General features: G+C 71.5%; 22 protein-coding genes. 8 read left to right on the top strand and 14 right to left on the bottom strand.

Translation table 11 applies throughout. The annotated features are described in order from the left end of the window. Positions 1–20: 20 nt before the first annotated feature. On the bottom strand, positions 21–1,448 hold the full coding sequence (locus tag PZE19_RS14735; RefSeq protein ID WP_277861390.1) for a DUF1501 domain-containing protein: 1,428 nt from the start codon (positions 1,446–1,448) through the stop codon (positions 21–23). Positions 1,449–1,636: 188 nt separating this feature from the next. Between PZE19_RS14735 and PZE19_RS14740 the strand changes: the two genes are divergently transcribed. Next, positions 1,637–4,291 carry a glycoside hydrolase family 5 protein gene (locus PZE19_RS14740; protein WP_277861391.1) on the top strand — a complete coding sequence of 885 codons (2,655 nt, stop codon included), beginning with the start codon at positions 1,637–1,639 and terminating at the stop codon, positions 4,289–4,291. Positions 4,292–4,303: 12 nt separating this feature from the next. On the opposite strand, the gene PZE19_RS14745 is transcribed toward PZE19_RS14740, so the two are convergent. Continuing rightward, on the bottom strand, positions 4,304–6,721 hold the full coding sequence (locus PZE19_RS14745; RefSeq protein ID WP_277861392.1) for a serine/threonine-protein kinase: 2,418 nt from the start codon (positions 6,719–6,721) through the stop codon (positions 4,304–4,306). 3 nt (positions 6,722–6,724) lie between these two features. After that, on the bottom strand, positions 6,725–7,360 hold the full coding sequence (locus tag PZE19_RS14750; RefSeq protein ID WP_277861393.1) for an RNA polymerase sigma factor: 636 nt from the start codon (positions 7,358–7,360) through the stop codon (positions 6,725–6,727). A gap of 524 nt (positions 7,361–7,884) precedes the next feature. On the opposite strand from PZE19_RS14750, the gene PZE19_RS14755 reads away from it, so the two are divergent. Then, on the top strand, positions 7,885–8,523 hold the full coding sequence (locus tag PZE19_RS14755) for a PEP-CTERM sorting domain-containing protein (RefSeq protein WP_277861394.1): 639 nt from the start codon (positions 7,885–7,887) through the stop codon (positions 8,521–8,523). A 50-nt stretch (positions 8,524–8,573) separates the two neighbouring features. Next, on the top strand, positions 8,574–9,479 hold the full coding sequence (locus PZE19_RS14760; protein WP_277861395.1) for a hypothetical protein: 906 nt from the start codon (positions 8,574–8,576) through the stop codon (positions 9,477–9,479). Positions 9,480–9,499: 20 nt separating this feature from the next. Here the strand turns inward: PZE19_RS14760 and PZE19_RS14765 are convergent, their stop codons facing one another. The 4 genes from PZE19_RS14765 to PZE19_RS14780 all read right to left on the bottom strand — a co-directional run bounded on the left by PZE19_RS14765 (position 9,500) and on the right by PZE19_RS14780 (position 12,421). Then, positions 9,500–10,957: a hypothetical protein gene (locus PZE19_RS14765; RefSeq protein WP_277861396.1), complete on the bottom strand. Its 1,458-nt coding sequence runs from the start codon at positions 10,955–10,957 to the stop codon at positions 9,500–9,502. A gap of 100 nt (positions 10,958–11,057) precedes the next feature. Further along, a complete protein-coding gene (locus PZE19_RS14770) occupies positions 11,058–11,561 on the bottom strand; it encodes a hypothetical protein (protein ID WP_277861397.1) in 504 nt (167 codons plus the stop codon). Continuing rightward, on the bottom strand, positions 11,534–12,040 hold the full coding sequence (locus tag PZE19_RS14775; RefSeq protein ID WP_277861398.1) for an RNA polymerase sigma factor: 507 nt from the start codon (positions 12,038–12,040) through the stop codon (positions 11,534–11,536). The genes PZE19_RS14770 and PZE19_RS14775 overlap by 28 nt, the downstream gene beginning before the upstream one ends. Positions 12,041–12,187: 147 nt before the next feature. Beyond that, positions 12,188–12,421: a hypothetical protein gene (locus tag PZE19_RS14780; RefSeq protein ID WP_277861399.1), complete on the bottom strand. Its 234-nt coding sequence runs from the start codon at positions 12,419–12,421 to the stop codon at positions 12,188–12,190. Positions 12,422–12,624: 203 nt separating this feature from the next. On the opposite strand from PZE19_RS14780, the gene katE reads away from it, so the two are divergent. The 3 genes from katE to PZE19_RS14795 all read left to right on the top strand — a co-directional run bounded on the left by katE (position 12,625) and on the right by PZE19_RS14795 (position 15,590). Continuing rightward, positions 12,625–14,730, top strand: coding sequence for a catalase (gene katE / locus PZE19_RS14785; protein ID WP_277861400.1), 2,106 nt, complete (start codon positions 12,625–12,627; stop codon positions 14,728–14,730). Between the two features lie 65 nt (positions 14,731–14,795). After that, complete coding sequence (locus PZE19_RS14790; protein WP_277861401.1) at positions 14,796–15,245, top strand: hypothetical protein; 450 nt, start codon at positions 14,796–14,798, stop codon at positions 15,243–15,245. A gap of 84 nt (positions 15,246–15,329) precedes the next feature. After that, positions 15,330–15,590, top strand: coding sequence for a hypothetical protein (locus PZE19_RS14795; protein WP_277861402.1), 261 nt, complete (start codon positions 15,330–15,332; stop codon positions 15,588–15,590). Positions 15,591–15,620: 30 nt separating this feature from the next. Here PZE19_RS14795 and PZE19_RS14800 read toward each other — a convergent pair whose 3' ends face one another. The 6 genes from PZE19_RS14800 to PZE19_RS14825 all read right to left on the bottom strand — a co-directional run bounded on the left by PZE19_RS14800 (position 15,621) and on the right by PZE19_RS14825 (position 19,498). Continuing rightward, on the bottom strand, positions 15,621–16,325 hold the full coding sequence (locus PZE19_RS14800) for a DUF1990 family protein (RefSeq protein ID WP_277861403.1): 705 nt from the start codon (positions 16,323–16,325) through the stop codon (positions 15,621–15,623). Between the two features lie 4 nt (positions 16,326–16,329). Continuing rightward, a complete protein-coding gene (locus PZE19_RS14805) occupies positions 16,330–16,935 on the bottom strand; it encodes a DUF1990 family protein (protein ID WP_277861404.1) in 606 nt (201 codons plus the stop codon). Between the two features lie 102 nt (positions 16,936–17,037). Then, positions 17,038–17,343 (bottom strand): anti-sigma factor family protein, encoded by a 306-nt coding sequence (locus PZE19_RS14810; RefSeq protein ID WP_277861405.1) that lies wholly within the window; start codon positions 17,341–17,343, stop codon positions 17,038–17,040. After that, on the bottom strand, positions 17,340–18,002 hold the full coding sequence (locus tag PZE19_RS14815) for a sigma-70 family RNA polymerase sigma factor (protein WP_277861406.1): 663 nt from the start codon (positions 18,000–18,002) through the stop codon (positions 17,340–17,342). The genes PZE19_RS14810 and PZE19_RS14815 overlap by 4 nt, the downstream gene beginning before the upstream one ends. 65 nt (positions 18,003–18,067) lie before the next feature. Then, entirely contained in the window at positions 18,068–18,613 is a 546-nt protein-coding gene (locus PZE19_RS14820) for a peroxiredoxin family protein (protein WP_277861407.1), read from the bottom strand. Between the two features lie 51 nt (positions 18,614–18,664). Continuing rightward, positions 18,665–19,498: a DUF1223 domain-containing protein gene (locus tag PZE19_RS14825; RefSeq protein ID WP_277861408.1), complete on the bottom strand. Its 834-nt coding sequence runs from the start codon at positions 19,496–19,498 to the stop codon at positions 18,665–18,667. Positions 19,499–19,764: 266 nt separating this feature from the next. Here PZE19_RS14825 and PZE19_RS14830 point away from each other — a divergent pair, with 266 nt between their 5' ends. Beyond that, positions 19,765–20,580 (top strand): spondin domain-containing protein, encoded by an 816-nt coding sequence (locus tag PZE19_RS14830; RefSeq protein WP_277861409.1) that lies wholly within the window; start codon positions 19,765–19,767, stop codon positions 20,578–20,580. A 162-nt stretch (positions 20,581–20,742) separates the two neighbouring features. Further along, entirely contained in the window at positions 20,743–21,987 is a 1,245-nt protein-coding gene (locus PZE19_RS14835; RefSeq protein ID WP_277861410.1) for a Gfo/Idh/MocA family protein, read from the top strand. On the opposite strand, the gene PZE19_RS14840 is transcribed toward PZE19_RS14835, so the two are convergent. Further along, entirely contained in the window at positions 21,903–22,730 is an 828-nt protein-coding gene (locus PZE19_RS14840) for a PEP-CTERM sorting domain-containing protein (protein WP_277861411.1), read from the bottom strand. The genes PZE19_RS14835 and PZE19_RS14840 overlap by 85 nt on opposite strands. Between the last annotated feature and the right edge of the window lie 74 nt (positions 22,731–22,804).

The raw sequence follows: 22,804 nt of genomic DNA on the forward strand, positions 1-22,804 counted from the left end.
GACGGCCGTCGCGCGGGGGCTCAGCCGAAGAGGCTGGTGATCGGCTCGCCGTCGGCGAGCTTGTAGGGGCGGCCCTGGGCGTCGCGGATCTCGCTGGCGGGGTCGAGGCCGAAGCGCCAGAAGATGGTGGCGGCGAGGTCGGCGGGCGAGACGGGGTCGGCGGTCGGGTAGGCGGCGAAGCGGTCGCTGGCGCCGTGCACCGCGCCGCCGCGGACGCCGCCGCCGGCGAGGGCCACGGTGTAGCAGTCGGGCCAGTGGTCGCGGCCGGCCTCCTTGTTGATCCGGGGCGTGCGGCCGAACTCGCCGAGGGCGACGATCAGGGTGCTCTCCAGCAGCCCGCGGGCGTCGAGGTCCTCGATCAGGGCCGAGAAGCCGCGGTCCATCGGCGGCAGCAGGTGCTCGCGGTGCTGCTGGAAGTTCTGGGCGTGCGAGTCCCAGTTCTGGCCCTGTTGGCGGAAGTCGTGGACGTTGACGAACGGGACGCCGGCCTCGACCAGGCGGCGGGCCGCCAGCAGGTTTCGGCCCCGCAGGTTGCGGCCCTGGGCCTGCCCCGCCCCGTTCCCCGAGCCCTGGGCCCAGGGGCCGTCGACGGCCCCGTAGCGGGCCAGCACGCGCGGGTCCTCCCGGCCGACGTCGAGCGCGCGGGCGACGTCGTCCGAGGCCAGCAGGCGGTACGCCTTGTCGTAGTGCCGCCGCATCGCCGCCTCGTGGGGCGACTCGGACCGGCCCTCGATCGCGTCGAGCAGGTCGCGCCGCCGGCGGCGGCGGTCGGGGCCGACGCCCTCGGGGGCCGAGAGCAGCTCGGCGCGGTACGAGCCGGCCTCGGGGTCGCCCTCGATGCGGAAGGGGTCGTAGGCCGGGCCCAGGAAGCCGCCCCCCTGGCACGGGGTCTCGACCACGTTGTGGAACGCGAACGGCAGCGCGGCGCTGGCGACCGGCAGGTCGCGGTCGCGCATCATGTAGGCGACCGTCCCCCCCCAGCTCGGGAAGTGCTGGGGCACGGCGGCGAACAGCTCGAAGTCGCCCTGGGGGGGCAGCCGGCCGGTGAACGTGTGGATCGACGCCGGGTCGTGCAGCCGGTTCGTGTGGTGCATGCTCCGGATCAGGGCGACCTTGTGCATCACCCGGGCCGTCATCGGCAGGTGCTCGGAGACCCGGATCCCCGGCTCGGAGGTGGCGATCGTCGCGAACTCGCCGCGGATCTCGGCGGGGGCGTCGGGCTTGGGATCGAACGTGTCGAGCTGGCTGGGCCCGCCGTAGTAGAAGATCGCGATGCACGAGCGGATCGGCGGCGACGCCCCGCCCCGGGCCGTCGGGACGGGCTTCGCCTCCGCCCGCGCGCGGAGCAGCCCCAGGAGGTCGAGGCCCAGCCCCGACGCCAGCGCCGAGGCCAGGACGCCGCGACGCGTCGGCGAGGCGTCATGGGGTCGCGTTCGATGAAGCGGCATGAGGTCCCCTTCGACACTCGGATTCGACGGATGTTCAACAAATAGCCGAGCGCCGGCCGCCGCGCCAAGGGGCGGCCGCGGGCGGCTTCCGGCGGGGATCGGCGATCGGGTACGATGCGCGGGGGAGTCGGGCGGCCGTCGGGGGGCCGCGAGGGCTCGCCGAGCATGGTCCCGCCGGAGCCCTTGCGATGAAGCCTCGCGTGTTCTACTCGCTCTCGCCGGTCGTCGCCCTGGGCCTGGCCTGGTCGCTCCACCTGCTCGCGGCGGCGGCGGCCCAGCGGGCCGAAGGGCCCGCGCCCAAAATCGAGGGCCGGGACTGGACCTGGCGGATCCAGCCCGACGGCGGCGTGCGGGTCCTCTGCAAGGGATCCGTGGTCCTGGAGTCGAGCCAGGTCTACTGGGGGGCGAAGTGGGCCTGGAGCGGGGCGCCCGACGCCGCGTTCAAGCCCGGGGCCGACGGCGGCGGGACGCTGACGGCGACCGTCCCGGGGCTCAAGACCGCGATCGCCGGGGCGTATCGCTCGCCGCGGCCGAACGTCCTGGAGATGGAGCTGAAGTACACCTCGACCGAGGCCCTCGCCGGGGTGGTGGGCGGCGGCCTGCACTGGACGTTCCGGCCCCAGTCCCCGGTGCTCGGCGGCCGCGCGGGGGCGCCGACGGTCCCGCCGGGGGGCCTGGGCTGGACGTGGGAGCCGGCGCGGGGGGCGACGATCCACCTGGCGGTCGCGCCCGCGCTGGCGAAGGTCGAGGACCGGGGCGGGGTCCGCTTGTACCTGCTGTCCGAGCGGATCGACCCGGGGACGAAGACGTTCCGCATGACCCTGACCCTCCCCGAGGGCGCGACCCGCGAGCCGAGGCTCGAGGAGCGCTACGACCCGGCGACCCCCGAACGCTGGTTCTCGGGGGCGATGGCCTGGGACGCGAGCCCGGTCGACCTGCGGTTCCTCAACGCCGACGACCGGCCCGCGGGGCGTCGGGGGCCGGTGCGGGCGGCCGGCGACGGCCTCGTCCTGGGCGACGGGACCCCCGCGCGGTTCTGGGGGGCCAACCTCGCGGCCTACGCCCTCTTCGCGTCGCCCCGCGAGGCCGTCGCGCCCCAGGCGCGGCGGATGGCGCAGATGGGCTTCAACCTGATGCGGATCCACCACCACGACTCGTCGTGGGTGACCCCCAACGCCTTCGGCGTCCGGTCCAAATCCACGCGCCGCCTCGACCCGGCCGCGATGGAGACGCTCGACTGGTGGATCAAGTGCCTCAAGGACGAGGGGATCTACGTCTGGCTCGACCTCCACGTCGGCCGCACGATCCAGCCCGACGACGGCCTGACGGAGGGCAAGGACGAGGTCGCCCAGGCCAAGGGCGCCCTGATCGGCTTCTCCTACTTCAACGCCGAGATCCAGGGCCTCATGCGCGAGTTCCAGGAGGCCTACCTGGCCCACGTCAACGCCCACACCGGCCTGGCCTACAAGGACGACCCGGCCGTGGCCGCCGTGCTCGTCACCAACGAGAACGACCTGAACACCCATTATGGGACCATGTTCATCCCCGTGGCGAACCGGCCCTCCCACACGGCCCGGTTCACGAAGGAGTACCAGGCGTTCGCCCGCGAATACGACCTGCCCGAGGGCGAGATGGCGAAGACCTGGCAGCCCGGCCCCAGCAAGCTCTTCCTCGCCGACGCCGAGCATCGCTTCAACGGGACCTTCCTCGACGACCTGCGACGCCTGGGGCTCCGGGCCCTGACCGCGACGACCAACTACTGGGGCAACACGGGGCTGTTCAGCCTCCCGGGCCTCTGCGACGGCGACGTCGTCGACGTTCATTCGTACGGCCTCGCCGAGGCGCTCGGGACCGACCCCCGGTACGAGGCGAACTACATCTCGTGGACCGCCGCGGCGCAGGTGGCCGGCAAGCCGCTGACCGTCTCCGAGTGGAACGCCCCCTTCCCCATCGACGACCGCTTCACCGCGCCGCTCTACATGGCGTCCCTGGCCGCGTTCCAGGGCTGGGACGCGCCCATGATCTACAGCTACTCCTTCGAGCGCCTCGTCAAGCCCCAGGGGCCCTCGGTCTGGTCCACCTACTACGACCCCGCGCTCGCGGGCGTGATGCCGGCGGCGGCCCTGCTCTACCGCCGCGGCCAGGTCGCGCCGGCCCGCACGACCTACCACCTGGCGCTCACGCCGGCGCAGCTCTTCGACCGCAACCTTACGCCCGAATCCGCGGCCGCGCTGCGCACGATCGCCGAGCAGGGCCGCCTGACGATCGGCCTGCCCAAGGTCCGCGAGCTCCCCTGGCTGAAGCCGAGCCCGGTCCCCGAGGGGGCGACGGTGGTCGACGACCCCGACCGCGACATGATCCCCGAGGGGGCGACGTCCGTCCGCTCCGACACCGGCCAGCTCGTCCGCGACTGGAAGCGGGGCGTGCAGGTGATCGACGCGCCCCAGTGCCAGGCGGCCTCGGGCTGGATCGGCGGCGAGCCGATCGCCACGACCGACGCCCGCTTCGAGATGCTGACCAAGAAGGCCGTCGTCGCCCTCAACAGCGTGGACGACCGGCCGCTGGCGAAGTCCCGGTTCATCCTGATCACCGCCGTCGCCCGCGCCGTGGCCGACCCGACCAAGCGCTCGGCGTTCGCCTCCGAGCCGGTCATCGGCACCGTCTCGCTGAAGACCGAGGCGACCGACCTGGAGCTGCTCGCCCTGGCCCCCGACGGCCGCATCGCCGGCCGCTCCCGCCCCAGGACCCTCGACGGCGCCCTCCGCATCATCCTCCCCGACGCCGGCGGCACCCACTGGTACGTCCTCAAGCCCCGCGCCCCCGACGCCGCTCCGAAGCCGTGAGGACGATGGTGGCTAGGGCTTCGGGAGGGCCGCCAGGCGGTTCTGGCAGTTTTGGAGGGCGGTCCGGATCGTCGGATCGTCGGGAGCGCCGGCGACCGCCCGCCGGTACGCCTGGATCGCCAACTCCAGGGTCCGCCTGACAGTCGGGATGTCCTCGCGTTTCCAGGCGTTCTTGTTCTCCTGGACATACGCGTGGCCGAGCATGGCGTGGGAATATGGGTCTCCGGGACGCTCGCGCAACAGGCTTCTCGCGATCGCCGACGTCATCGCGGCGGTCGCGTCCGCCTGATCGATCCGGCCGCACTTGCGTTGCTCCGTCGCCAGGAGGAACAGTTCGCCATGAAGTCCATTGATCCCCTGCGACCAGATCGTAGCCTCCCTCCCGGACTTCTCGTGGAAGGTCATGAGAAGCCTCACGAGACGGTCGGCCTCGCGATCGAAGGCTTTCGGATCGGGCGGGCCGAGGACCTCGTTGCAGCGCCAGTGGCGAATTTCCTGGCGGAACCAGGTTTCCGCCCCATTTTGAAGGGCCTCGAGGTGCGCGAGTATCGAGAAAGGGACGAACGAGCCCTTCGAGGATGTCAGATCCTCGATCAGGCGACGGGCTTCGTGCCAGCGCTCAAGCTCGCTGAGGGCGTTGGCCTTCTGAAGGATCTCGTCCGGTCGGCTGGGGTTGAACGACGTGAGCGGTGCGAGCAACGCCGTCCGGGACTCATGTGCCCGAGCCGCGTTCGCGCCGTCGCCGACCGCGCCACACGCAGCCTCGGCCTTCCGGTAATGACCGGCGAGAACCAAGGCTAACCGCCCCCGCTGTGGATACTGGCTCGTGTCGGCCAGGATGAGCGAGGTCGCCCGGTCCAAATAGTCCAGCGCCTCTTGAACCCGCCCCGCCTCCAATTCCAGCCTGCCGACCTCGCAATGAGCACCGGGCTCGGCCCAGGGGTATTTCGCCCGCACACCCTCGCGCGTCAGGCATTCGCGAAGCAGATCCAACATCTCCCGGCCGGCGACTCGCGCCTCGTCGAAGCGTTTCAGCGCACTCAGCCGACCCGCGACCTGGCCGTCGAAGAGGCTTAATTGGATCAAGAGTTCGGCGTCGACCCCCGGGATCGCCCGCACGGCGCCGATCTGTTCGCGCAGGATGCCGGCCGTCTGCGTCAGCCTCTCACCCGCCAGCGGCTGGTGACCATAGTAGGTGGCCAGTACCAGGGAGGTGAACTGTTTCATCCCCGTCGTCGCGAGCGCCAGGTGCCGCTCGGCTTCGCGCTTGGCGGCGACGATCGAGGCGACGCCGACGGCCAGCGCGAGGGCCGCCGCGACGACCGAGGCCGAGGCCCAGGGGTGTCGCTTGACGAGCCGCCAGGTGCGCGTCGCGAGCGGGACCGGGCGGGCCAGGATGGGGCGGCCGTCGAGACGGCGACGGAGGTCGTCGGCGAGCGCGGCGGCCGAGGCGTAGCGGCGGTGGGGCTCCTTCCGCAGGCACTTCATGACGATGGTGTCGAGGTCGCGGTCGACCCGCGAGTTGACGGCCCGGGGCGAGGCCGGCTCCTGGTCGCGGACCTGTTCGAGGGTCTCGAACACGGTGGCCGCGCGGAACGGCGGCCGGCCGGTGAGGGCCTCGTAGAGGATCGCGCCCAGGGCGTGCACGTCGGCCGCCGGCCCGAGCCCGTCGGGGCCGAAGATCTGCTCCGGGGCCATGTACGACGGCGTCCCCCGAGGGCCGGCGAGGCTCGACGCCGTGGTGCCCGGGCCCTCGCCGGGCCGGGCCAGGCCGAAGTCGGCGACCCGGGGCGTCGTCGCGGCCGAGGGGGGGCCGGGAGGGCCGTCGACGAGGATGTTGGACGGCTTCAGGTCGAGGTGTAGCAGGCCGCAGGCGTGGACGTGCTCGACGCCGAGCGCCACCGCCGCCACCAACGCGGCCGCGTCGCGGGGCGGCAGCGGGCCGTCCATCCGCTCCCGCAGCGATCCGCCGGGGACGTACTCCAGGACCAGGTAAAGCCAGCCGCCGGCCTCGCCGTACTCGTGCAGCGACACGACGTTCGGGTGCCGGACGCTCGACGCCGCCCGCGCCTCGGCGAGCCACCGCCGCCGCGCGCCGGGGTCGTCGCCCGGGCCCGCGTCGCCCCCCACGACCTTGAGCGCGACGAGCCGGTCCAGCCCGTCCCGACGCGCGAGGTAGACCACGCCCATCGCGCCCCGGCCCAGCTCCCGCTCGATCGCGAAGCCGGGGATCTGCGGCGGCGCGCCGCGGCGCGGGGGGCGGCCCAGGTCGTCCGCGAGGGTGGACGGCCAGTTCCAGGCCCTCGATTCCAGCTCCGACTGGCAGCGCAGGCAGCCGGCGATGTGGACTTCGAGGTCGGCGTACCGCCCCGGTTCGAGGTCGTCGTCGGCCAGCTGCAGCAGGGTCTCGTCCGACGGGCAGTCTTGCATGGTTCAGGGCCGCTCCGCGTCCGTCGGCCGGTCGAGCGCCCGGGCCCCCTCGTCCCCCAGGCGCTTTCGCACCCGCGCGACGGCCTTGTAGACGTTGGCCTCGCTGGTGCCGAGGTGCCGCGCCGCCTCCTTGACGGTCCAGATCTCCAGGCAGACGAGCCGGAACGCCTCCCAGGTCTGGGGCTCGACGCGGCGTCGGACCTCGGCCTGGATCCGCTCGGCCTCGCGACGCCGGCCCGCGAACCAGGACGGCCAGCCGTCGCCGTCCGGGTCGGGCGTCGGATCGACCGAAACCCCGCGGGCGGCGGCGAACTCGTCGCGATCGTCGAGGGGGACCGTCGCCTCGGCCCTCCGCTTCTTGAGGTGGTCGATCGCCTCGTAGCGGCAGACCCGCCAGAGCCAGCCCCGGAAGCTGCCGTCGGGGTCGTAGACGAACGACCGCATCCGGTTCGCCACCTGGATCCAGGTCTCCTGGACGACGTCGTCCGTCGCCGCCGCGTCGAGCCCGAGCCGACGGCAGCAGGCCGAGAGCAGCGGGTCGTACCGCCGCCGGAAGGCGTCCCAGGCCTGCTGGTCGCCCCAGTCGGCGACCGCCCCCAGCATCGACGGCCTGGTGCTCCCCACTTCGGCGTATAGCATGACTCGGCACTCCGAACAGGACAACTTCGAGGCCTCGTGACGAGGGAATCTCGAGGGAGAAATTTCTCTAGGCGTGTCCAAGGTAAGAGGAGTCCTTACGGAGCAAGTCGTCTCTCGTAATGACGGCGCATGCGCATGCATTGAATCTATCACTGGCGGTGACGGTCTTCAAGTGACCTGAAGTCACGTTTAGATCTCGATGCGAATCATGAATTCTCTGGGTCGGAGTTCAATGGCGCGACTCGTGTTCGTTGAGGAGGCTGCGGCGCGAACACCGTCCCTTAGAAGATTCGTTGCGGGTTCCGCCGTATGACATCGCCGACAAGATCTGCCCATTCATCGCCATTCTTGGCGCGGCCACCAAGGCGGCCGGGGGCGCACGACAAACGTCCGAAGTGGAGGACCAAGATGCGAAGTGTCTTTGTCCAATGCATCGCAGCCTCTAATTTTCGATTCTCATGCCCGCGTCTCTTGCCTTGCCTGGCTTCGTCACTCCGAATAACGTCACAAACAGGAGTATAGTTATGCGACTGAAATCGTTCGTCGTGCTCGCTTCTCTCATGGTGGGGCAGGCAAGTGGTGGGGTCCTCGTCGACAATTCCACCCTGGGCTACTACAACTCGGGCATCGGCGGCCGGCTGGTCAACACGGGGCCCTTCTTCACGGGCGATCCGAGGCTTAGCGTGAGTAGCGCTCCCGATCTATCCGCGGCGGCGACCCAGCTCGGCGGTTGGCTGACCGAGCCGCTTGATCTTGCCACGCCTGGATCGACCTGGAGTTCCGGCCCGGTTTCGATCCCCACCGCATGGGCCAACGGCACCTCCACGGCGGTTATATATTCGATCGGAGAGAGCGGATATAAGCTCGGTGATGTAAGTATCTCGATTGGTGTCGACAACGGTATACTCGTCTGGCTCGACGGGTCATTCGTCCACGGCGACATTGCACCCGGACTTCCACATCCTTTGGGTGAATACGTATACAATCTCGGTGATCTGTCTTCTGGGGTGCATCACCTACAACTCCTCCGAGTAGGCCTCGGCGTCCCGGAGAATTGGAACATTCAAGTGACCGGCACTCTCTCGTCTGTTCCTGAACCGTCCAGCCTCGCTCTCATCGGCCTCGGTGCTTTGAGCGTGTTCCTCTGCTGGTTACGCCGCTGATGCATCAGGCTCGGCCTTCTGGTGGCTGGGTTGCCAGCCCGGATAACGGAATGGCGTCTTTCAAAATCGACGACCCGCGGTACGGACGGTTCCTGAAGCCGGGCGAGCCGGCCGGGCCGGCGGATTCGGACGTGGAGCGGAGGCTGCGCGTCCTGGCGGAGTGGCTGCGCCGCCAGGACCCGCAGGTGCTCGGCGTCCGCCTGGTGGCGGAGGATCAGGAGGCCGGCGGGAAGCCGATGGTGCACGTCGCCTTCCCGCTGGGCCGCAACCGCGTCCGCGATCCGGCGCGGCTGTTCGACCCCGGGAACCCCGCCATCTCCGACCTGCTCGGGCCCGAGATCGCCGCCGGCAAGCGGCTGAACATCCGGGCCGACGCCCACTTCGACGAGTCGTACAGCTACCTCCGCATTCCCCCCGAGGCGCTGGGGGACAAGGTCCACGGCGACCGCCGCCGGCTGGAGGACCTCCTGCGCAAGCTGGACGAAGAGATCCGACCCGCCGTCGCCGCGGTCGTGGCGGCGGCCCAGGGGGAGATCGACCACGCGACGATCGCCGCCCCGCCGGACTGGCGGACGAACGGGGCGTTCGCCGCGACGCCCGACGAGTCCGACACGCCCTCCACCCACGACCCCCGCGAGCCGGCGTTCGACCCCGCCCGGAAGCTGCGAGACTTCCTGACGAGCCGGGGCCTCCGTCCCGACGCCGTCGCCGCCGTCAAGGTCACGACCTTCGTCCGCCGCGACGAGGACTGGCTGCGGATCGACGTCCCCCGCGGCGGCACCCTCCGCGGCGACGTCCCGATGCACCTGAGCAAGGCCGGCGTCGCCACGATGAAGAACGCCAAAGCCTCCCACGACGACGAGATCCTGGGCACGATCTACTGCAAGGCCGCCGACGTCCGAAACCTCCTCGCCGACGACCCGAACTCCATGGTCGAGTACCGCCCCAGGCGGTGAGGAGCCGCCGGCGTCGGGGCTCACGGCTTTCGGATCGTGATCCGGTACTCGGGCGTGAACAGGTCGGGGACCTCCGGCGCGGTGAGCACGGCGGCGTCGCCCTCGAGTTCGAGCGAGAACGGCCGCCCGGTCGCCGGGTCCGCGGGGATCGGGACCTCCTTCACGTCGTCGAGCGATTTCGGCAGGGCCCCGCCGTGGCCGGCGGCGTGGATTCGGATCGCCTCGACGACCCGCAGCAGGGCGACGCGGCGGGGGAGCCGGGCCTCGGCCTTCTGGACCGGGTAGATCGAAGGGTGGAGCATCACCAGGGCGGCGAACGGGCCGTCCTTGGCCCCCTCGACGGCCTTCTCATACTCCCCTTGCCGCTCACGGGCCTCGAGGAACGGGAGGTACATCGTCCGGAAGAGCCGGTCCCAGAGCGTCCGGTAGCCCAGGACCAGGCCGCGGGCGGCGACCTCGTCCTCGCTCATGTCCCGGATCCGTACCGCCGGGAAGCCGCCCGACTCGACGACCCGCTCCCGGAGCGTCGTGAGGTGCATCCGCTTGTAGGCCGCGAGGTCCGTCCCGATCGCGGCCTTCAGCCGCTTCTCCTCCTCGGTCGGCCCGCCCGGGCCGCCCCCGAAGGAGACCCGGCCCGCGAGCTTGCGCAGCCGTCCGTCCATCGTCTCCAGGCGCCGGGCCCAGCCCGCGGCGGTCGCCGGCTCGGCGCCGTCCACCAGCTCGGGGACCATGTTCTCGGCGATCAGCCGCTCCTGCTCCAGGGCCTCGCGGAGGCTCACGAACGGCTGGGGCAGGGCGGTCAGGGACCAGTAGAGGTTGGGCGACCCCGGCGCCCCGATCCAGTCCTCGACGCGGTCGAGGTTGATGGAGCCGAGCGCCACGCCGACCAGCCCGCCGATCGCGAACGGCGAGGAGCCCACCTGCCGCGCGAAGGCGAAGCCGGTCTCCATCGACCGCGCCGCGTCGTCGAACCGGCCCTCGGCGATCTCGACCCTCGCCTTCACGGCGAGGAGCCGGGCCCAGTTCCGGAGCGACTGGACGTCCCCGAGGGCGATCTCGACCACGTCGACGCGCTGTTCTTCCAGGGGATACGCCCAGTCGCAGGTCGCGCGTCGGGCGGCGATGGCGAGCAGGTCGAGCTGCCGCGATCGGGCGTCGACGAGGGCCTTCGCCTCCGCGAGCGGGAGTTCGCGGATCGGGAGCTGGAGCCAGCGCGCGGGCTCCCTGGCCAGCGCGTCCCACTCCTGCTCCTTCACCTCGTACCGGAGCCGCAGGATGATGGGCGCGGCGTCGCCGGGATTGAGCCGGGCCGACGAGGGGAGCAGCGGATATCGCAACGACGGGCTCGGCTCCGCGGCCGGCGAGACCGCCAGCGTCACGGGCGTCGCGGCTTTTCGGGCCGCCGGAGCCTGGGCCCGCGCCGGGGAGGACGCGGCGACGGCCGAAAGGACCAGCAAGGGGATCGAAACGCGTTTCATCCGATCGTCTCCTCGTCGAACCGACTTAGGGCCGCGCGGACGGCGACCGCCGCCGCCCGGGGGCGACCCATGAAGATCGTGCGATGTCTCGTCCGGGCGGCTACAGGTTCAGGAATCGATCCCGGTCGCCGACCCGGATGGGGGCGGATTCCGGCGGATCCGCCGACCCCCCGCCCGGGGGCCGGGGCTGGACCTCGGGCTCGAATCTCCCGTCGGCGATCCGGCGGGTCAGCTCCAGATAGCTCGTCGCCGCGAAGGGGCGTCCGCGCTCGTCGGCGACTTGGGGCCGCGGGGGAGCCGGACGGGCGAGGTCGGGCGTCGATCTCGCGAGCCCCGCGTCGGGGCGGCCCGCGATCCGCTCGGATTCGGGCGCGACGGCGCGGCGGCGCTCCAGGCCCCACCCGGTCGCGAGGGCGATGGACGCCAGGCCCAGCGTCAGGGTCGCGGCCGCGAGCGTCCGGAAGGCCCCGCGGCGCTCGGCGGTCGCGGCGGCCCGGCCGGCCTCGTAGAGCATCCGGCCGCGGTCGAGGCCGCCGGACGCGGGGAGCCAGGCGGCGAGGCGGCCTTCCAGGGCGATCAGGGGGTCGGGTTCGTCGAGGGACATGGTCGTTCCAGCCTTTCCAGGAGCCGGGCGAGCCCCAGCTTGTAGCGACGATGGGCGGCGGCCGTCGAGCAGCCCTGCAGCTCGGCGACCTGTTCGAACGTCAGCCCGCCCCAGATCCGGGCCGTGACGACCTCGCGGGCCTCGGGGTCGAGCCCGGCCAGGTGCGCGGCGGCCTCGCGGGCGTCGAGGCGGTCGTCCACCGCCGCGAACCAGGCGTCTCCTTCGGGCCTGCCGACGCTCGCCTCGCGGGCCTTCCGCCGCCGCGAACCGCGACGGGCCGAGAGGGCCGCGTTCCGCACGACCCGGTGGAGCCAGGCCGCCGGCTGGTCGGGGAGGGTCGGCCGGCGGGCCAGGGCCACGAAGGCGTCCTGAACCAGGTCCTCCGCCTCGGGCCCTTCGCGCCACTGGCGGGCGTAGAGGATCAGGGCCGCCGCGTGGGCGTCGAAGAGGCGTCCCAGGTCGTCCGGACCCACCCCCATGTCCCCTCCGCCCATCGACAGTGGTCGGACCCCTCTCCCCAGAGTACCAGACGTCGCGGCCTCGGCGATTTCTCGGGGGGCGGGCGAAATTCTTCCCGATCCGCCCGGCGGGCGGTCGGTCGAGCCTCTTGAGGCCCCGGGCGTCGGTCAGCACGTGGAGCCCGCAGGCGTCGAGGACCCGACGGCGCGGTCCGTCGCCGCGGACGAGCATGGGCCCCTTCGCGCCGGCCGGCGGCTCGCCGTCGGGAGGGCCCGGGGATCGTCGCCCACGTACCGGAAGGGCCGGTCCCGGGTGAGTTCGTGGCGGAAGGGGTCGGGGGGCGGCTCGATCGGGCTGCGGGGCGGGATGACGGCCTCGGGTCGCAGGAATCGTTCGCTCATGGCGGGGCTCCCAAAGGGCCGCGACGGCCGGCTCGGGGCGAGCGGTCGCCCGCCCCCGTAGAACGGGAGGGGGTCGGCCCTGTCGGAATGGGCAGTCCGGACGAGATCGAACGTCCGATGGAATGGGAATTGCCTTATGGTCCGGGGGCCAGGATGAGGGCCCATGAGATGACATCCCGAAGCAGCCGAGGAGGAGCGACGCCGTGGCCGATCCGAAAGACGAAGCACGCACGACCGCACGCTATGGCGAACAGGCCGTCCCTGTCGCGGCCGGCGGCGAGACCCATCAGACGGCCGACGCCGCGCATCCGGTGATGACGACCCAGCAGGGGATCCCGGTCGCCGACGACCAGAACTCGCTCAAGGCCGGCGCCCGGGGGCCGACCCTGCTGGAGGACTTCCACCTCCGCGAGAAGATCTTCCACTTCGACCACGAGCGGATCCCCGAGCGGGTCGTCCACGCGCGGGGGTTCGGGGCCCACGGCTACTTCGAGAACTACGGCCCGCTGGCCGACCTCACCCGCGCCGACCTGTTCCAGCGGGCCGGCGAGAAGACGCCGGCCTTCGTGCGGTTCTCGACGGTCGCCGGCAGCAAGGGCTCGGCCGACCTGGCCCGCGACGTCCGCGGCTTCGCGGTGAAGATGTACACGAAGGAGGGGAACTGGGACCTGGTCGGCAACAACATCCCCGTCTTCTTCATCCAGGACGCCGTCAAGTTCCCCGACGTGATCCACTCGGTGAAGCCCGAGCCCGACCGCGGGTTCCCCCAGGCCCAGTCGGCCCACGACAACTTCTGGGACTTCATCTCGTTCACGCCCGAATCGATGCACATGATCATGTGGGTCATGTCGGACCGGTCGCTCCCGCGGTCGTTCCGGTTCATGGAGGGCTTCGGCGTCCACACGTTCCGGCTGGTGAACGCCGAGGGCAAGTCGACCTTCGTCAAGTTCCACTGGAAGCCCAAGCAGGGGCTGCAGTCGGTCGTCTGGAACGAAGCGGTGAAGATCAACGGGGCCGATCCCGACTTCCACCGCCGCGACCTCTGGGACGCCATCCACGCCGGCGACTTCCCCGAGTGGGAGCTTGGCCTGCAGGTCTTCGACGAGGCCTTCGCGGAGAAGTTCGATTTCGACGTCCTCGACGCCACCAAGCTGATCCCCGAGGAGATCCTGCCGGTCAAGCCGGTGGGCAAGCTGGTTCTCGACCGTTGCGTCGACAACTTCTTCCTGGAGACCGAGCAGGTCGCGTTCTGCACCCAGAACATCGTCCCCGGGATCGACTTCAGCGACGACCCCCTGCTCCAGGGCCGGAACTTCTCGTACCTGGACACCCAGCTCAAGCGGCTGGGGGGCCCGAACTTCACCCAGATCCCGATCAACGCCCCGAAGTGCCCGTTCCACACGTTCCAGCAGGACGGCCACATGGCCATGCGGAACCCCCGCGGGCGCGTGAATTACGAGCCCAACTCGTGGACGGCCGCCGAGAACCCCCGCGAGAGCCCCGACAAGGGCTTCCGGAGCTACCCCGAGCCGGTGCAGGGCCCCAAGATCCGGGCCCGCTCGGAGACGTTCGCCGACCACTACAGCCAGGCCCGCCAGTTCTACATCAGCCAGACCGCGATCGAGCGCACGCACATCGCCAACGCGATCACGTTCGAGCTGAGCAAGGTCGAGACCCCGGCCATCCGGTCGCGGATCGTCGCGCACCTGATGAACATCGACGCGGGCCTCGCCGAGACCGTCGCGAAGCAGATCCGGCTCAAGGAGATGCCCAAGGCCGCCGACGCCCTCAAGCCGACGCGCCAGGACCTCAAGCCCTCGCCGGCCCTGAGCGTCGTGCTCAACGGCCCCAGGAGCTTCGCCGGCCGCAAGGTCGGGGCGCTCGTGACCGACGGCGTGGACGCCGACGTCCTGGCCGCGCTGGAGAAGGCGCTCAAGGCCGAGGGGGCGACGCTCAAGCTCGTCGCGCCCGAGGTCGGCGGCGTGAAAGACTCGGCCGGGGCCTGGCACGACGCGCATGAGAAGCTCGAAGGCGGGCCGTCGGTCCTCTTCGACGCCGTCGCGATCCTCCCCTCCAAGGAAGGCGCGGCGATGCTGGCCTCGGTCCCCGCGGCCCGCGACTTCGTCGCCGACGCCGCCGCGCACCGGAAGTTCATCGCCTACGTCGCCGCGGCGACGCCGCTGCTGGAGAAGGCGGGGGCCGGCCTCGACGAGGGCTTCATCGCCCTCAACGCCGCCGCCGACGCCGCGGGTTTCGTGACGGCCTGCCGCAAGCTCCGCTTCTGGGATCGCGCCGGGGCCGAACGCTGAGTCGTCTCCCTTCCCGGCCGATGGTCGCCGTACCGTTCGCGATCAACTCGAAGGACCCTCCGAAAATGCCCCACAGCCGAAGATCCGTCCTCTCCGCGCTCGGCGCCGCGCTCCCCTTCGGGCTGGGCGAGAGCGTCCGGGCCGGGGCCGACGCCTTGAAAGCCCCGGCCGACGCGGCCCCGACGCTGCGCTTCCGGCCGTTCGAGGACGCCGTCCGCGAGGCCTTCGCCGGCCCCGGCGACGGCCGAGGCTCGACGTGTCGCCGCGTCGAGATCGGCTGCTCCGAGCAGGTCCAGGCCGGCGTCCAGGGTTGCTGCAACGACCGTCCCTTCGCCGGCTTCCCGGCGGGCCGTCTCCGGATCGTCCGCAGCGGCTTCGAACCGGGCCCCGTACGCGGGGGCGTCCGGCTCTACGTCGCCACCTTGGACGTGGTCAGGACCGACGGCCGGCCGGCCGATGGGCCGGGCCGTCCGCTCGATTTCGCCAGCCTCCCCCCCGCCCCGATCCTGGCCTGAGCCCGGCCGGCGGAGGGCCGATTTCAGGCCTCGATTCTGATATCGATCGACACGTATCGATCCTTCAACACCAGGAGAATCACGATGACGGAAGCGGTTTTCGAGGGCGTGGGCGTCAAGGCGCGTGAGCACGAGGAAGGCTTCGGGACCAAGCTGATCGAGCAGTACACGAGTCAGGTCCCCTCGGGGTTCTACCTCGGCCTGGCCTTCGGCTCGGTGGGGATCTCGCTGGCGCTCAAGCTGAGCGGGCGCGACCGCGACGCGCAGTTCGTCGGCCAGTGGGTGGCGCCCTTCATGCTGATGGGGCTCTACAACAAGCTCGTCAAACTCCAGGGATCGGACTGAGCCGACCCGACCCGAAGGCCCCCGGCGCGATCAGCCGGCGGGCTCCGGGTCGGTCCGGACCGGCGCGGGGTCGCCGCGATGGGCGAGTCCGCCCGCCTCGGCCACCGGCTTGACGACGGGCTGGTGGGCGACGCGCCGCAGCCTCTCGGGGGCACGCCGACGCCAGAGCGATCGGTAGTGCTCGCCGATCACCCGGAAGCCCACCTTCGTCCACAGGTTGGGGAACTGGCCCATCCGCCAGTGCGCCTCGATCTTGAAGTGGACGCCGCCCGTCTCGTGGTCCTTGGTCATCAGGAACCACTCGAAGCCGCGTTCGACGTGGCCTTCAAGGGTGTCGTAGCGGAACCCGAAGTAGCTCACGTCGCCGAAGTCCTCCTCGCGGAGGCTGTGGACGCGGACGCCGCAGAGGAAGCGGAACCCCAGGACCTTCAGCTCCAGCAGCATGTCGCGGCCGACCGGCGGGGTGTCGGGGTCGAAGTGCCCCACGACGATGCGGGGGTCGGAGAAGTCGTAGTTGATGATCGCCTGCTTGGCGCGCTCGAAGACGCCGTCCGGGACCGGCGGGCCTTTCGGCTCGGTGCCGATCTCGTCGTCGCTGCCGTCGACGATCCAGCCGTTGGCGACCGTCATCTCCTCGAGCGGCGTGTCGAAGTTGACCGTGCGGTCCTTGAGCGCGTCGAGGTAGCCGCGCATCTCGCGGTCGTTCCACCCCCGGCCGAACCGGAACAGGGCCATCCGCTCAGCCCTCGCATTCGAAGGTGGAGCGATCGGGCCCGCCGCAGTCGGCCGCGCCGAGGTCCACGCGCGACGTCGAAACCCGCACGGGGCCGTCCAGCCGGCCGCCGCAGACCTCGGCGACGCGACCGATGAAGCGGATCCAGCAGCGGGCCTGCATCGTCCGGCCCAGCACCAGGAACCCGATGTAATGGATCAGCCCGCCCGATCGGGCCCGGCTGCGGATGTGGAGCGTCACCCGCCCCTGGTCGTCGCGTCCGGCCTTGAAGCTGATCCGCCCGGCCTCGGGATGGCCGCAGAGGGTGCGGAGCGTGAGGCAGAGGGGGTCGACCTGGACGACGCGGACGCCGCAGGGCATGATCCCGGCGAGCCGGATGGACAGCTCGTCGCCGACCTCCAGCGGTTTGTGCTCTTCGCCCCGGCGCTGGAATGCGGCGGTCTCCGGCGGCCCGAACTCGGTGAAGTGCGTTCGGACGAGTTTCGCCAGGTCCTCGGGGGAGCAAGGCCCCCCCTCGATCGCCCCGATGTAGTCGCGTTGCAGCAGCGGCCCGGTGCCGGTCGCCGCGTGGATGACGTCCTGGACCTCCGCTCCGATCGATGCTTCACTCATGGTCGTCTCGTCCTTCGATCTCGATGGTTCAATTCCATCGGTTGCGGAGCAAAGGACGAGCCGAATCACCTCGAAATCCAGTCGAGGGGGCCTTCGGGCGGTTCAAGCTCCGTCGTCATCCGCCGCGGCCTCGCGCAGGGCTTGGGCGATTCGCCCGCGGGCCTCGGCCGACAGGGCCTCGGGGCCGATCGCGTCGGCCTGAGGCCCGGCGGCCCGGCGTCGGCAGGCCTCGCGCAGGAAGCGGATCTGGCCGCGAAACCGCCGGCATGACGAGCAGACGAGGAGGTGGCCCGCGAGCGCCAGCCGCTCGGGCGTCGGCAGCGGGCCGTCGAGCTGCTGGGAGGCCAGCTCGGACGCCGAGGCGCAGCGGAGGGTCAGGATCCGCAGGAGTCGTCGCGGCCCGTTCATGGTCGCCCCGCCGATCTCGGAGGGTCCGTCCCGAACCAGTTCTTCGCCAGGCACTCGCGGAGCAGGAGCCGCGCCCGGTGGAGTCGGACGCGCAGGTTTCCGGCCCCCACGTCGAGCGCCGCGCGCAGCGCCTCGACGTCGAGCCCCTCCACCTCGCGGAGCAGGAAGGCCTCGGCGAGGTGCCGAGGCAGCCGCGCGGCGCAGGCTTCGAACACCCGCCAGAAGTCGGCGTCGTCGAGCGCCGCCTGCGGGCCACGCCAGTTCGAAGGGGCGTTCCGCCAGTTCCCCTCGGCGTCGAAGGGGGACGACGAGCGGCCCGGGGGGGCCGTCAGGTCGGCCTCGATCGTCGGCGCGGACGCCCGCTCGCGGCGGTAGAAGTCGGCGATCTTGCGGCGCAGGATCGCCGTCAGCCAGGTGCGGCGGGGCGAGTCGCCGCGGAAGCGATCCGACGCCTGGAGCGCGGCCAGCAATGTCTCCTGCACGAGGTCCTCGGCGGTCTCGCGACGGCCGACCCGCGTCCGCGCGAAGCGGTAGAGCGCGTCGCCGTGCAGGTGGAGCCATCCCGCCGGGTCCGCCGCCTCGTCGGCCGGCCGATCGGGCGTCGCGCCGGGCTCGGGACCCGCCCGGTCAGGGTCCGGGCGGGGGTGGGATTTCGACATCAAGACGCCTCGCGGCCGTCGGGTCGGGATCGACGAGGGAACGCGCCCGCCCCGGGGGAGGCCGGCTACTTGAGGGCTTCGAGGATCTCGCCGGCCTTGGCCCTCCCGCCGTGGCTGCGGCTGACCCTGGCGAGCACGACCTTGCCCTCGCGGTCGATCACGAACGTCGAGGGATAGGCCGTCTCGCCGGGGGCGTCCCATCGCAGGTCGTAGCTCTTCGTCAGATCGTAGTCGGGATCCATGACCAGTTGGAAGCCGTCCGGCAGCCCCTTGCCGCGCTCGAATTCGGCCGCGTGGGCCTTCAGGCCGTCCGCCGGCCCGGGATAGACCAGGACGACCCGGGCCTTGCGGGCTTCGAAAGTCTTGGACTCGCGGACCAGCTCGCGGACCTGCGCCGTGCAGATCGGGCACTGGTAGCCGGGCCAACCGCGGAGCACGACCAGGACGACCGGGCCGCGCTCCAGGAGCGTCTTCAGGCGGACCGGCTCGTCGGCGAGCGTCTTCAAGGTGAAGTCGGCGGCCGACTCGCCTTCCCGGGGCGGGGCGGCGTGACACGTCGCCGCAGCGCAGAAGAAGGCGAGGATCGAACCGAAGAAAGGTCTGCGGGACATCGGGGGGATTCCTGTGTGGTTCATGCGGTCGATGCGAAGTGGCGAGGGTTTTCAGCGGCCCGACGCGGCGGGCGATCCCGTGGCGGGTGCGGCGGGCTTCCAGGGGAGGTCGACCGCCTGGTGGACCGCGGCCGTGCGCTTGTCCTGCACGAAGACGGCCAGGCGCAGCTTGTCCCGCTTCCACGAGGGGTCGATCGTGAAGGCGAACTCCTTCGCGGCCGGGAGGTCGTCCTTCAGCTCGACGTCGTCGTACTCCGTCCGCCGCGCCGGGAACCGCGCGACGAGGGTCTTGCCGGCGTTCTCGCCCGAGGGGACGTCGGTCGCCACGCCGTCCTCGCGCAGCACCGCGCAGACCAGCAGCGGCGCCTTGCCGACGCGGGCCGAACGCCGGGTCACGCGGATCTTGACCTTGCCCGACAGCTCGTCCGCGGCGAGGTCGAGATCGACGTCGAGCCTCACCCCGGGCGGTTTCGAGCGGGCCGCGCGGATCGCGGCGACGGCGGCGGCCGGGTCGCGGCCGTTCACCGAGCGTTCGCCGTCGATCATGAGCATGGGCGTGTAATACAGGCCGTACGACTCCGGCTTGGGCCCGGCGTAGACCTCGTTGTAGGTCGCCTGCCGGCGGCTGTACAGCGGGTCCGAGAAGACGTCCCGCCAGGGCGTGTTGAAGTAGTCGACGTGGAAGGCGACGGGGACGATCCTCGAGTCCTGCGCGGCGAGCTTCCCCAGGATCTCCTCGGCCGTCGGGCACATGTCGCACCCCTGCGAGGTGTACAGCTCGACGAGGACCATCCGCTTCGAGGGGTCGGGGTCGGCGGCCACGCAGGGGCGGCAGACGCCGGCCGCGAGGACCAGCGCGAGGAGCGTTCGGCGGCGAAGGTTCAAGGGGGCCTCCCGGTTGGTTCGCCAGGGATCCGAAGCCGGGGCGATCCGGTCGCCTCGGCGTCGCGCCGGGCGAGGGCCCCGGTCGCGGTCGATCACCAGACGACGCCCGCCGTCGGGATATTCGAGGCCGAGCCGCACGAAAAAAAGATCGGGTCGACCCCGTAACGCTACGTGGACCCTCGCGACTAATGCGGAGGCGACGGCCGTCGGGCCGTGCCATTCCCAGGAGCCCGGATCCGACCCGGATCGACAAAAAAGGACGATTCATGCTGAACACCCACGCTTGGCGGGCCCGCTCGCTCGCGCTCGTCGCGCTCCTCTCGCTTCTCGGGGGGGCGTCCGCGGTCGCCGGCCCGCTCGCGGTCACGGTCACGAACAACCAGCCGGGGGGCGGGTTCGGGATCTCGCCCGTCTGGCTCGGCGTGCACGACGGGACCTACCGGACGTTCACGCCCGGCGAGGCCGTCGGGCCGGCCCTGCAGGCGCTGGCCGAGCTGGGCGACCCGTCCGCGCTCGCGGCGGCGTTCGCGGGCCACGGCTCGGGGGCGGTCGCCGGCTCGGCGCCGATCGGCCCGGGGGGCTCGGCGTCGACGATCCTGGACGTCGCCGACCCGACGACCCAGCAGTACCTGAGCTTCGCGTCGATGGTCGTCCCCTCCAACGACTTCTTCTTCGGGAACGCCGACCCGCTCGCGTTCCGGCTGTTCGACGCCCAGGGCCGGTTCACCGGGCCGATCACGATCCAGATCTTCGGCGCCGGCGCCTGGGACGCGGGGAGCGAGGTGAACGACATCGGCTTCGGGGCCGCGTTCATCGCCGGCGACGACGCGCACGACCACGTGGCCGAGGGGGGCGTGATCACCCGGGTCTTCGGCGGATCGATCGATCAGTCGGCCTATCTCGCCAGCATCGACGGCCGGGCGACCCCGTACGGCTACAATATCTCCCACCTCATCAGCCCGGGCGACCTGATCGCCACGATCACCATCACGTCGGTGCCCGAGCCCTCGACGTTCCTGATGCTCGGCGTCGCCGCCGTCGGCGTGGGCCTCGCGGCCCGTCGGTCGCGGCCCCGCGGCTGACGCCCGACGGCCGGCGTGGGTCGGGAATCCGCCGAATCTCCATACCTCCCCGACCCTCGCCGCGCCGTATTGCGAACGTCGGCACGACCGATGCGAGGAGATCCCGCCGTGTCCCGTCCGGGGCGACCCCGGGCCGGCCGATCCTCGCACGAGGTTCACGCGATGCACGATCCGATCGAGGCGGCCACGCGCCGCGGGTTCCTGGCGGCCGGCGCGGCGGCGGCGGTCGCCTCGCAGGCGACGGCCCCAAAAATCGACGAGCCGCCGAAGGCCGTCGAGGTCCCCGGCATGAAGGCGAAGACCGAGGCGCAGGCCGGCCCGCCCCCCGCTCCCGCGCCGCCGGCGAAGCGACTGGGGTTCGCCGTCGTCGGCCTCGGCGAGCTGGCGCTCGGCGAGGTGCTCCCCGCCTTCGGCCGCTGCAAGTACGCCCGCCCGACGGCCCTGGTCAGCGGCGATCGCGCCAAGGCCGAGAAGGTCGCCGACCAGTACGGGATCGGCCCCGAACACATCTACGATTATCAGAATTTCGACCGGATCGCCGACGACCCGACGGTCGACGTCGTCTACATCATCCTGCCGAACTCGATGCACCGCGAGTTCACCGTCCGCGCGGCGAAGGCCGGCAAGCACGTCCTGTGCGAGAAGCCGATGGCGAACACCTCGGCCGAGTGCGAGGCGATGATCGCGGCCTGCGAGTCGGCCCGGCGGCTGCTGATGATCGCCTATCGCTGCCAGTACGAGCCCCACCACCGCGAGATGATCCGCCTGGCCCGCTCGGGCGAGCTGGGGCCGATCCGCATGATCGAGGCGTCCAACGGCCAGAACCAGGGGCCGGCCGACCAGTGGAGGCACAAAAAGGCCCTCGCCGGCGGCGGCTCGCTCCCCGACGTCGGCATCTACTGCCTCAACGCGGCGCGGTACATCACCGGCGAGGAGCCCGTGCAGGTGACGGCCCAGATCGCCGTCGACCCGTCCGACCCGCGGTTCCGCGAGGTCGAGGACCGAATCAGCTTCCAGCTCCGCTTCCCCTCGGGCGTCCTGGCGGTCTGCCAGAGCTTCTACTCCGCGCACGAGTCGCGCCGCTGCCGGGTGCTCGCCGAGAAGGGCTGGATCGACATGGACCCCGCCTTCGCCTACCACGGCCTGCGGATGAAGACGTCGCGGGCCCGCGACGAGGCCGAGCTGACCACCGCAATCGCCCTGCCCGAGCACGACCAATTCGCCCTCGAAATGGACCACATGGCCCGCCGCGTCGCCGCCGGCGAACGTCCCCACACGCCCGGCGAGGAAGGCCTTCAGGACATCCGGATCATCGAGGCGATCTACCGCGCCGCCCGCGAGGGGAAGCCCGTCGACCTCGCCGCCGTCGAGGCCCGGGACGCCACCCGCGGCCCCGCGCCGGGCTGAGGCGTGTCCGTCCGACGGCGCGAGGCGAGCCACGCGATCGAGGCCGCGCCCACCGCCATGAGGACGAGCCCCGCGGGCTCGGGCACGGCGGCGGCGGTGCGGAGCTGGAGGCCGTTGACGAGGACCCCCGTGTCAAAATCGGCGGAGCCCGTGATGCGGATCGACTGGCTCGCGGAGTCGGCGACGAACGAGCCCACGACGAACTGGCCCAGGCCGCCGTCCACACCCGACGGGTTCCAGTCCAGGTCGACCGAGCCTCCCGATTCCAGGCTCGCGCTCCGGCTGCCGGCGTCCGAGAAGTTGGACCAGATCTGGATCTCGTAGGCCTGCCCGACGGCCAGGCCGTCCAGGGTCAGCGTGAGCGTCGATTGCCAGATGGTGAAGCCGCCCGACCGGAGCATCGCCTGGTACGCCGACGACAGGTCGGTGAACGGGGCCGAGGCCGAACCGAAATAATCGTCCAGGCCGAGCAGGATGCCGGGAGACTCCGCGATGGTGACGCCCCCGTGGGTGCTGGGGTTGCCCGCGACCGCGAACGGCTGGAACGCGACGCCGTTGATCGTCGCGACGCCGACGTCGCGGCCGCCGAAGTTGTAGGCCGCCACCAGGCTCCCCCCGGTGCGGACGTCGGCGTCGCCGGCGATGTTCGTCGCCGGCCCCCAGGTGATCGACGCGGCCCGGCTCGCGCTGCACCCGAGGGTGAGCGAGGCCAGGGCCATCGTCATGGAGAGGATGCGCTGCATCACGACCGCTCCTCCCGGACGTTCCGGGTCTGGGGCCCAGGGCCACTCGACGACCGACCGCGACGCGGCCCGAT

It is taken from the genome of Paludisphaera mucosa (assembly GCF_029589435.1).
In the GTDB taxonomy this organism is placed as follows: Bacteria; Planctomycetota; Planctomycetia; order Isosphaerales; family Isosphaeraceae; genus Paludisphaera; species Paludisphaera mucosa.

What these genes read in the sequence shown, in the direction of transcription:
- PZE19_RS14735 (WP_277861390.1), bottom strand. Translation starts at nt 1,448, where the DNA reads ATGCCGCTTCATCGAACGCGACCCCATGACGCCTCGCCGACGCGTCGC.
- PZE19_RS14740 (WP_277861391.1), top strand. Translation starts at nt 1,637, where the DNA reads ATGAAGCCTCGCGTGTTCTACTCGCTCTCGCCGGTCGTCGCCCTGGGC.
- PZE19_RS14745 (WP_277861392.1), bottom strand. Translation starts at nt 6,721, where the DNA reads ATGCAAGACTGCCCGTCGGACGAGACCCTGCTGCAGCTGGCCGACGAC.
- PZE19_RS14750 (WP_277861393.1), bottom strand. Translation starts at nt 7,360, where the DNA reads ATGCTATACGCCGAAGTGGGGAGCACCAGGCCGTCGATGCTGGGGGCG.
- PZE19_RS14755 (WP_277861394.1), top strand. Translation starts at nt 7,885, where the DNA reads ATGCGACTGAAATCGTTCGTCGTGCTCGCTTCTCTCATGGTGGGGCAG.
- PZE19_RS14760 (WP_277861395.1), top strand. Translation starts at nt 8,574, where the DNA reads ATGGCGTCTTTCAAAATCGACGACCCGCGGTACGGACGGTTCCTGAAG.
- PZE19_RS14765 (WP_277861396.1), bottom strand. Translation starts at nt 10,957, where the DNA reads ATGAAACGCGTTTCGATCCCCTTGCTGGTCCTTTCGGCCGTCGCCGCG.
- PZE19_RS14770 (WP_277861397.1), bottom strand. Translation starts at nt 11,561, where the DNA reads ATGTCCCTCGACGAACCCGACCCCCTGATCGCCCTGGAAGGCCGCCTC.
- PZE19_RS14775 (WP_277861398.1), bottom strand. Translation starts at nt 12,040, where the DNA reads ATGGGGGTGGGTCCGGACGACCTGGGACGCCTCTTCGACGCCCACGCG.
- PZE19_RS14780 (WP_277861399.1), bottom strand. Translation starts at nt 12,421, where the DNA reads ATGAGCGAACGATTCCTGCGACCCGAGGCCGTCATCCCGCCCCGCAGC.
- PZE19_RS14790 (WP_277861401.1), top strand. Translation starts at nt 14,796, where the DNA reads ATGCCCCACAGCCGAAGATCCGTCCTCTCCGCGCTCGGCGCCGCGCTC.
- PZE19_RS14795 (WP_277861402.1), top strand. Translation starts at nt 15,330, where the DNA reads ATGACGGAAGCGGTTTTCGAGGGCGTGGGCGTCAAGGCGCGTGAGCAC.
- PZE19_RS14800 (WP_277861403.1), bottom strand. Translation starts at nt 16,325, where the DNA reads ATGGCCCTGTTCCGGTTCGGCCGGGGGTGGAACGACCGCGAGATGCGC.
- PZE19_RS14805 (WP_277861404.1), bottom strand. Translation starts at nt 16,935, where the DNA reads ATGAGTGAAGCATCGATCGGAGCGGAGGTCCAGGACGTCATCCACGCG.
- PZE19_RS14810 (WP_277861405.1), bottom strand. Translation starts at nt 17,343, where the DNA reads ATGAACGGGCCGCGACGACTCCTGCGGATCCTGACCCTCCGCTGCGCC.
- PZE19_RS14815 (WP_277861406.1), bottom strand. Translation starts at nt 18,002, where the DNA reads ATGTCGAAATCCCACCCCCGCCCGGACCCTGACCGGGCGGGTCCCGAG.
- PZE19_RS14820 (WP_277861407.1), bottom strand. Translation starts at nt 18,613, where the DNA reads ATGTCCCGCAGACCTTTCTTCGGTTCGATCCTCGCCTTCTTCTGCGCT.
- PZE19_RS14830 (WP_277861409.1), top strand. Translation starts at nt 19,765, where the DNA reads ATGCTGAACACCCACGCTTGGCGGGCCCGCTCGCTCGCGCTCGTCGCG.
- PZE19_RS14835 (WP_277861410.1), top strand. Translation starts at nt 20,743, where the DNA reads ATGCACGATCCGATCGAGGCGGCCACGCGCCGCGGGTTCCTGGCGGCC.
- PZE19_RS14840 (WP_277861411.1), bottom strand. Translation starts at nt 22,730, where the DNA reads ATGCAGCGCATCCTCTCCATGACGATGGCCCTGGCCTCGCTCACCCTC.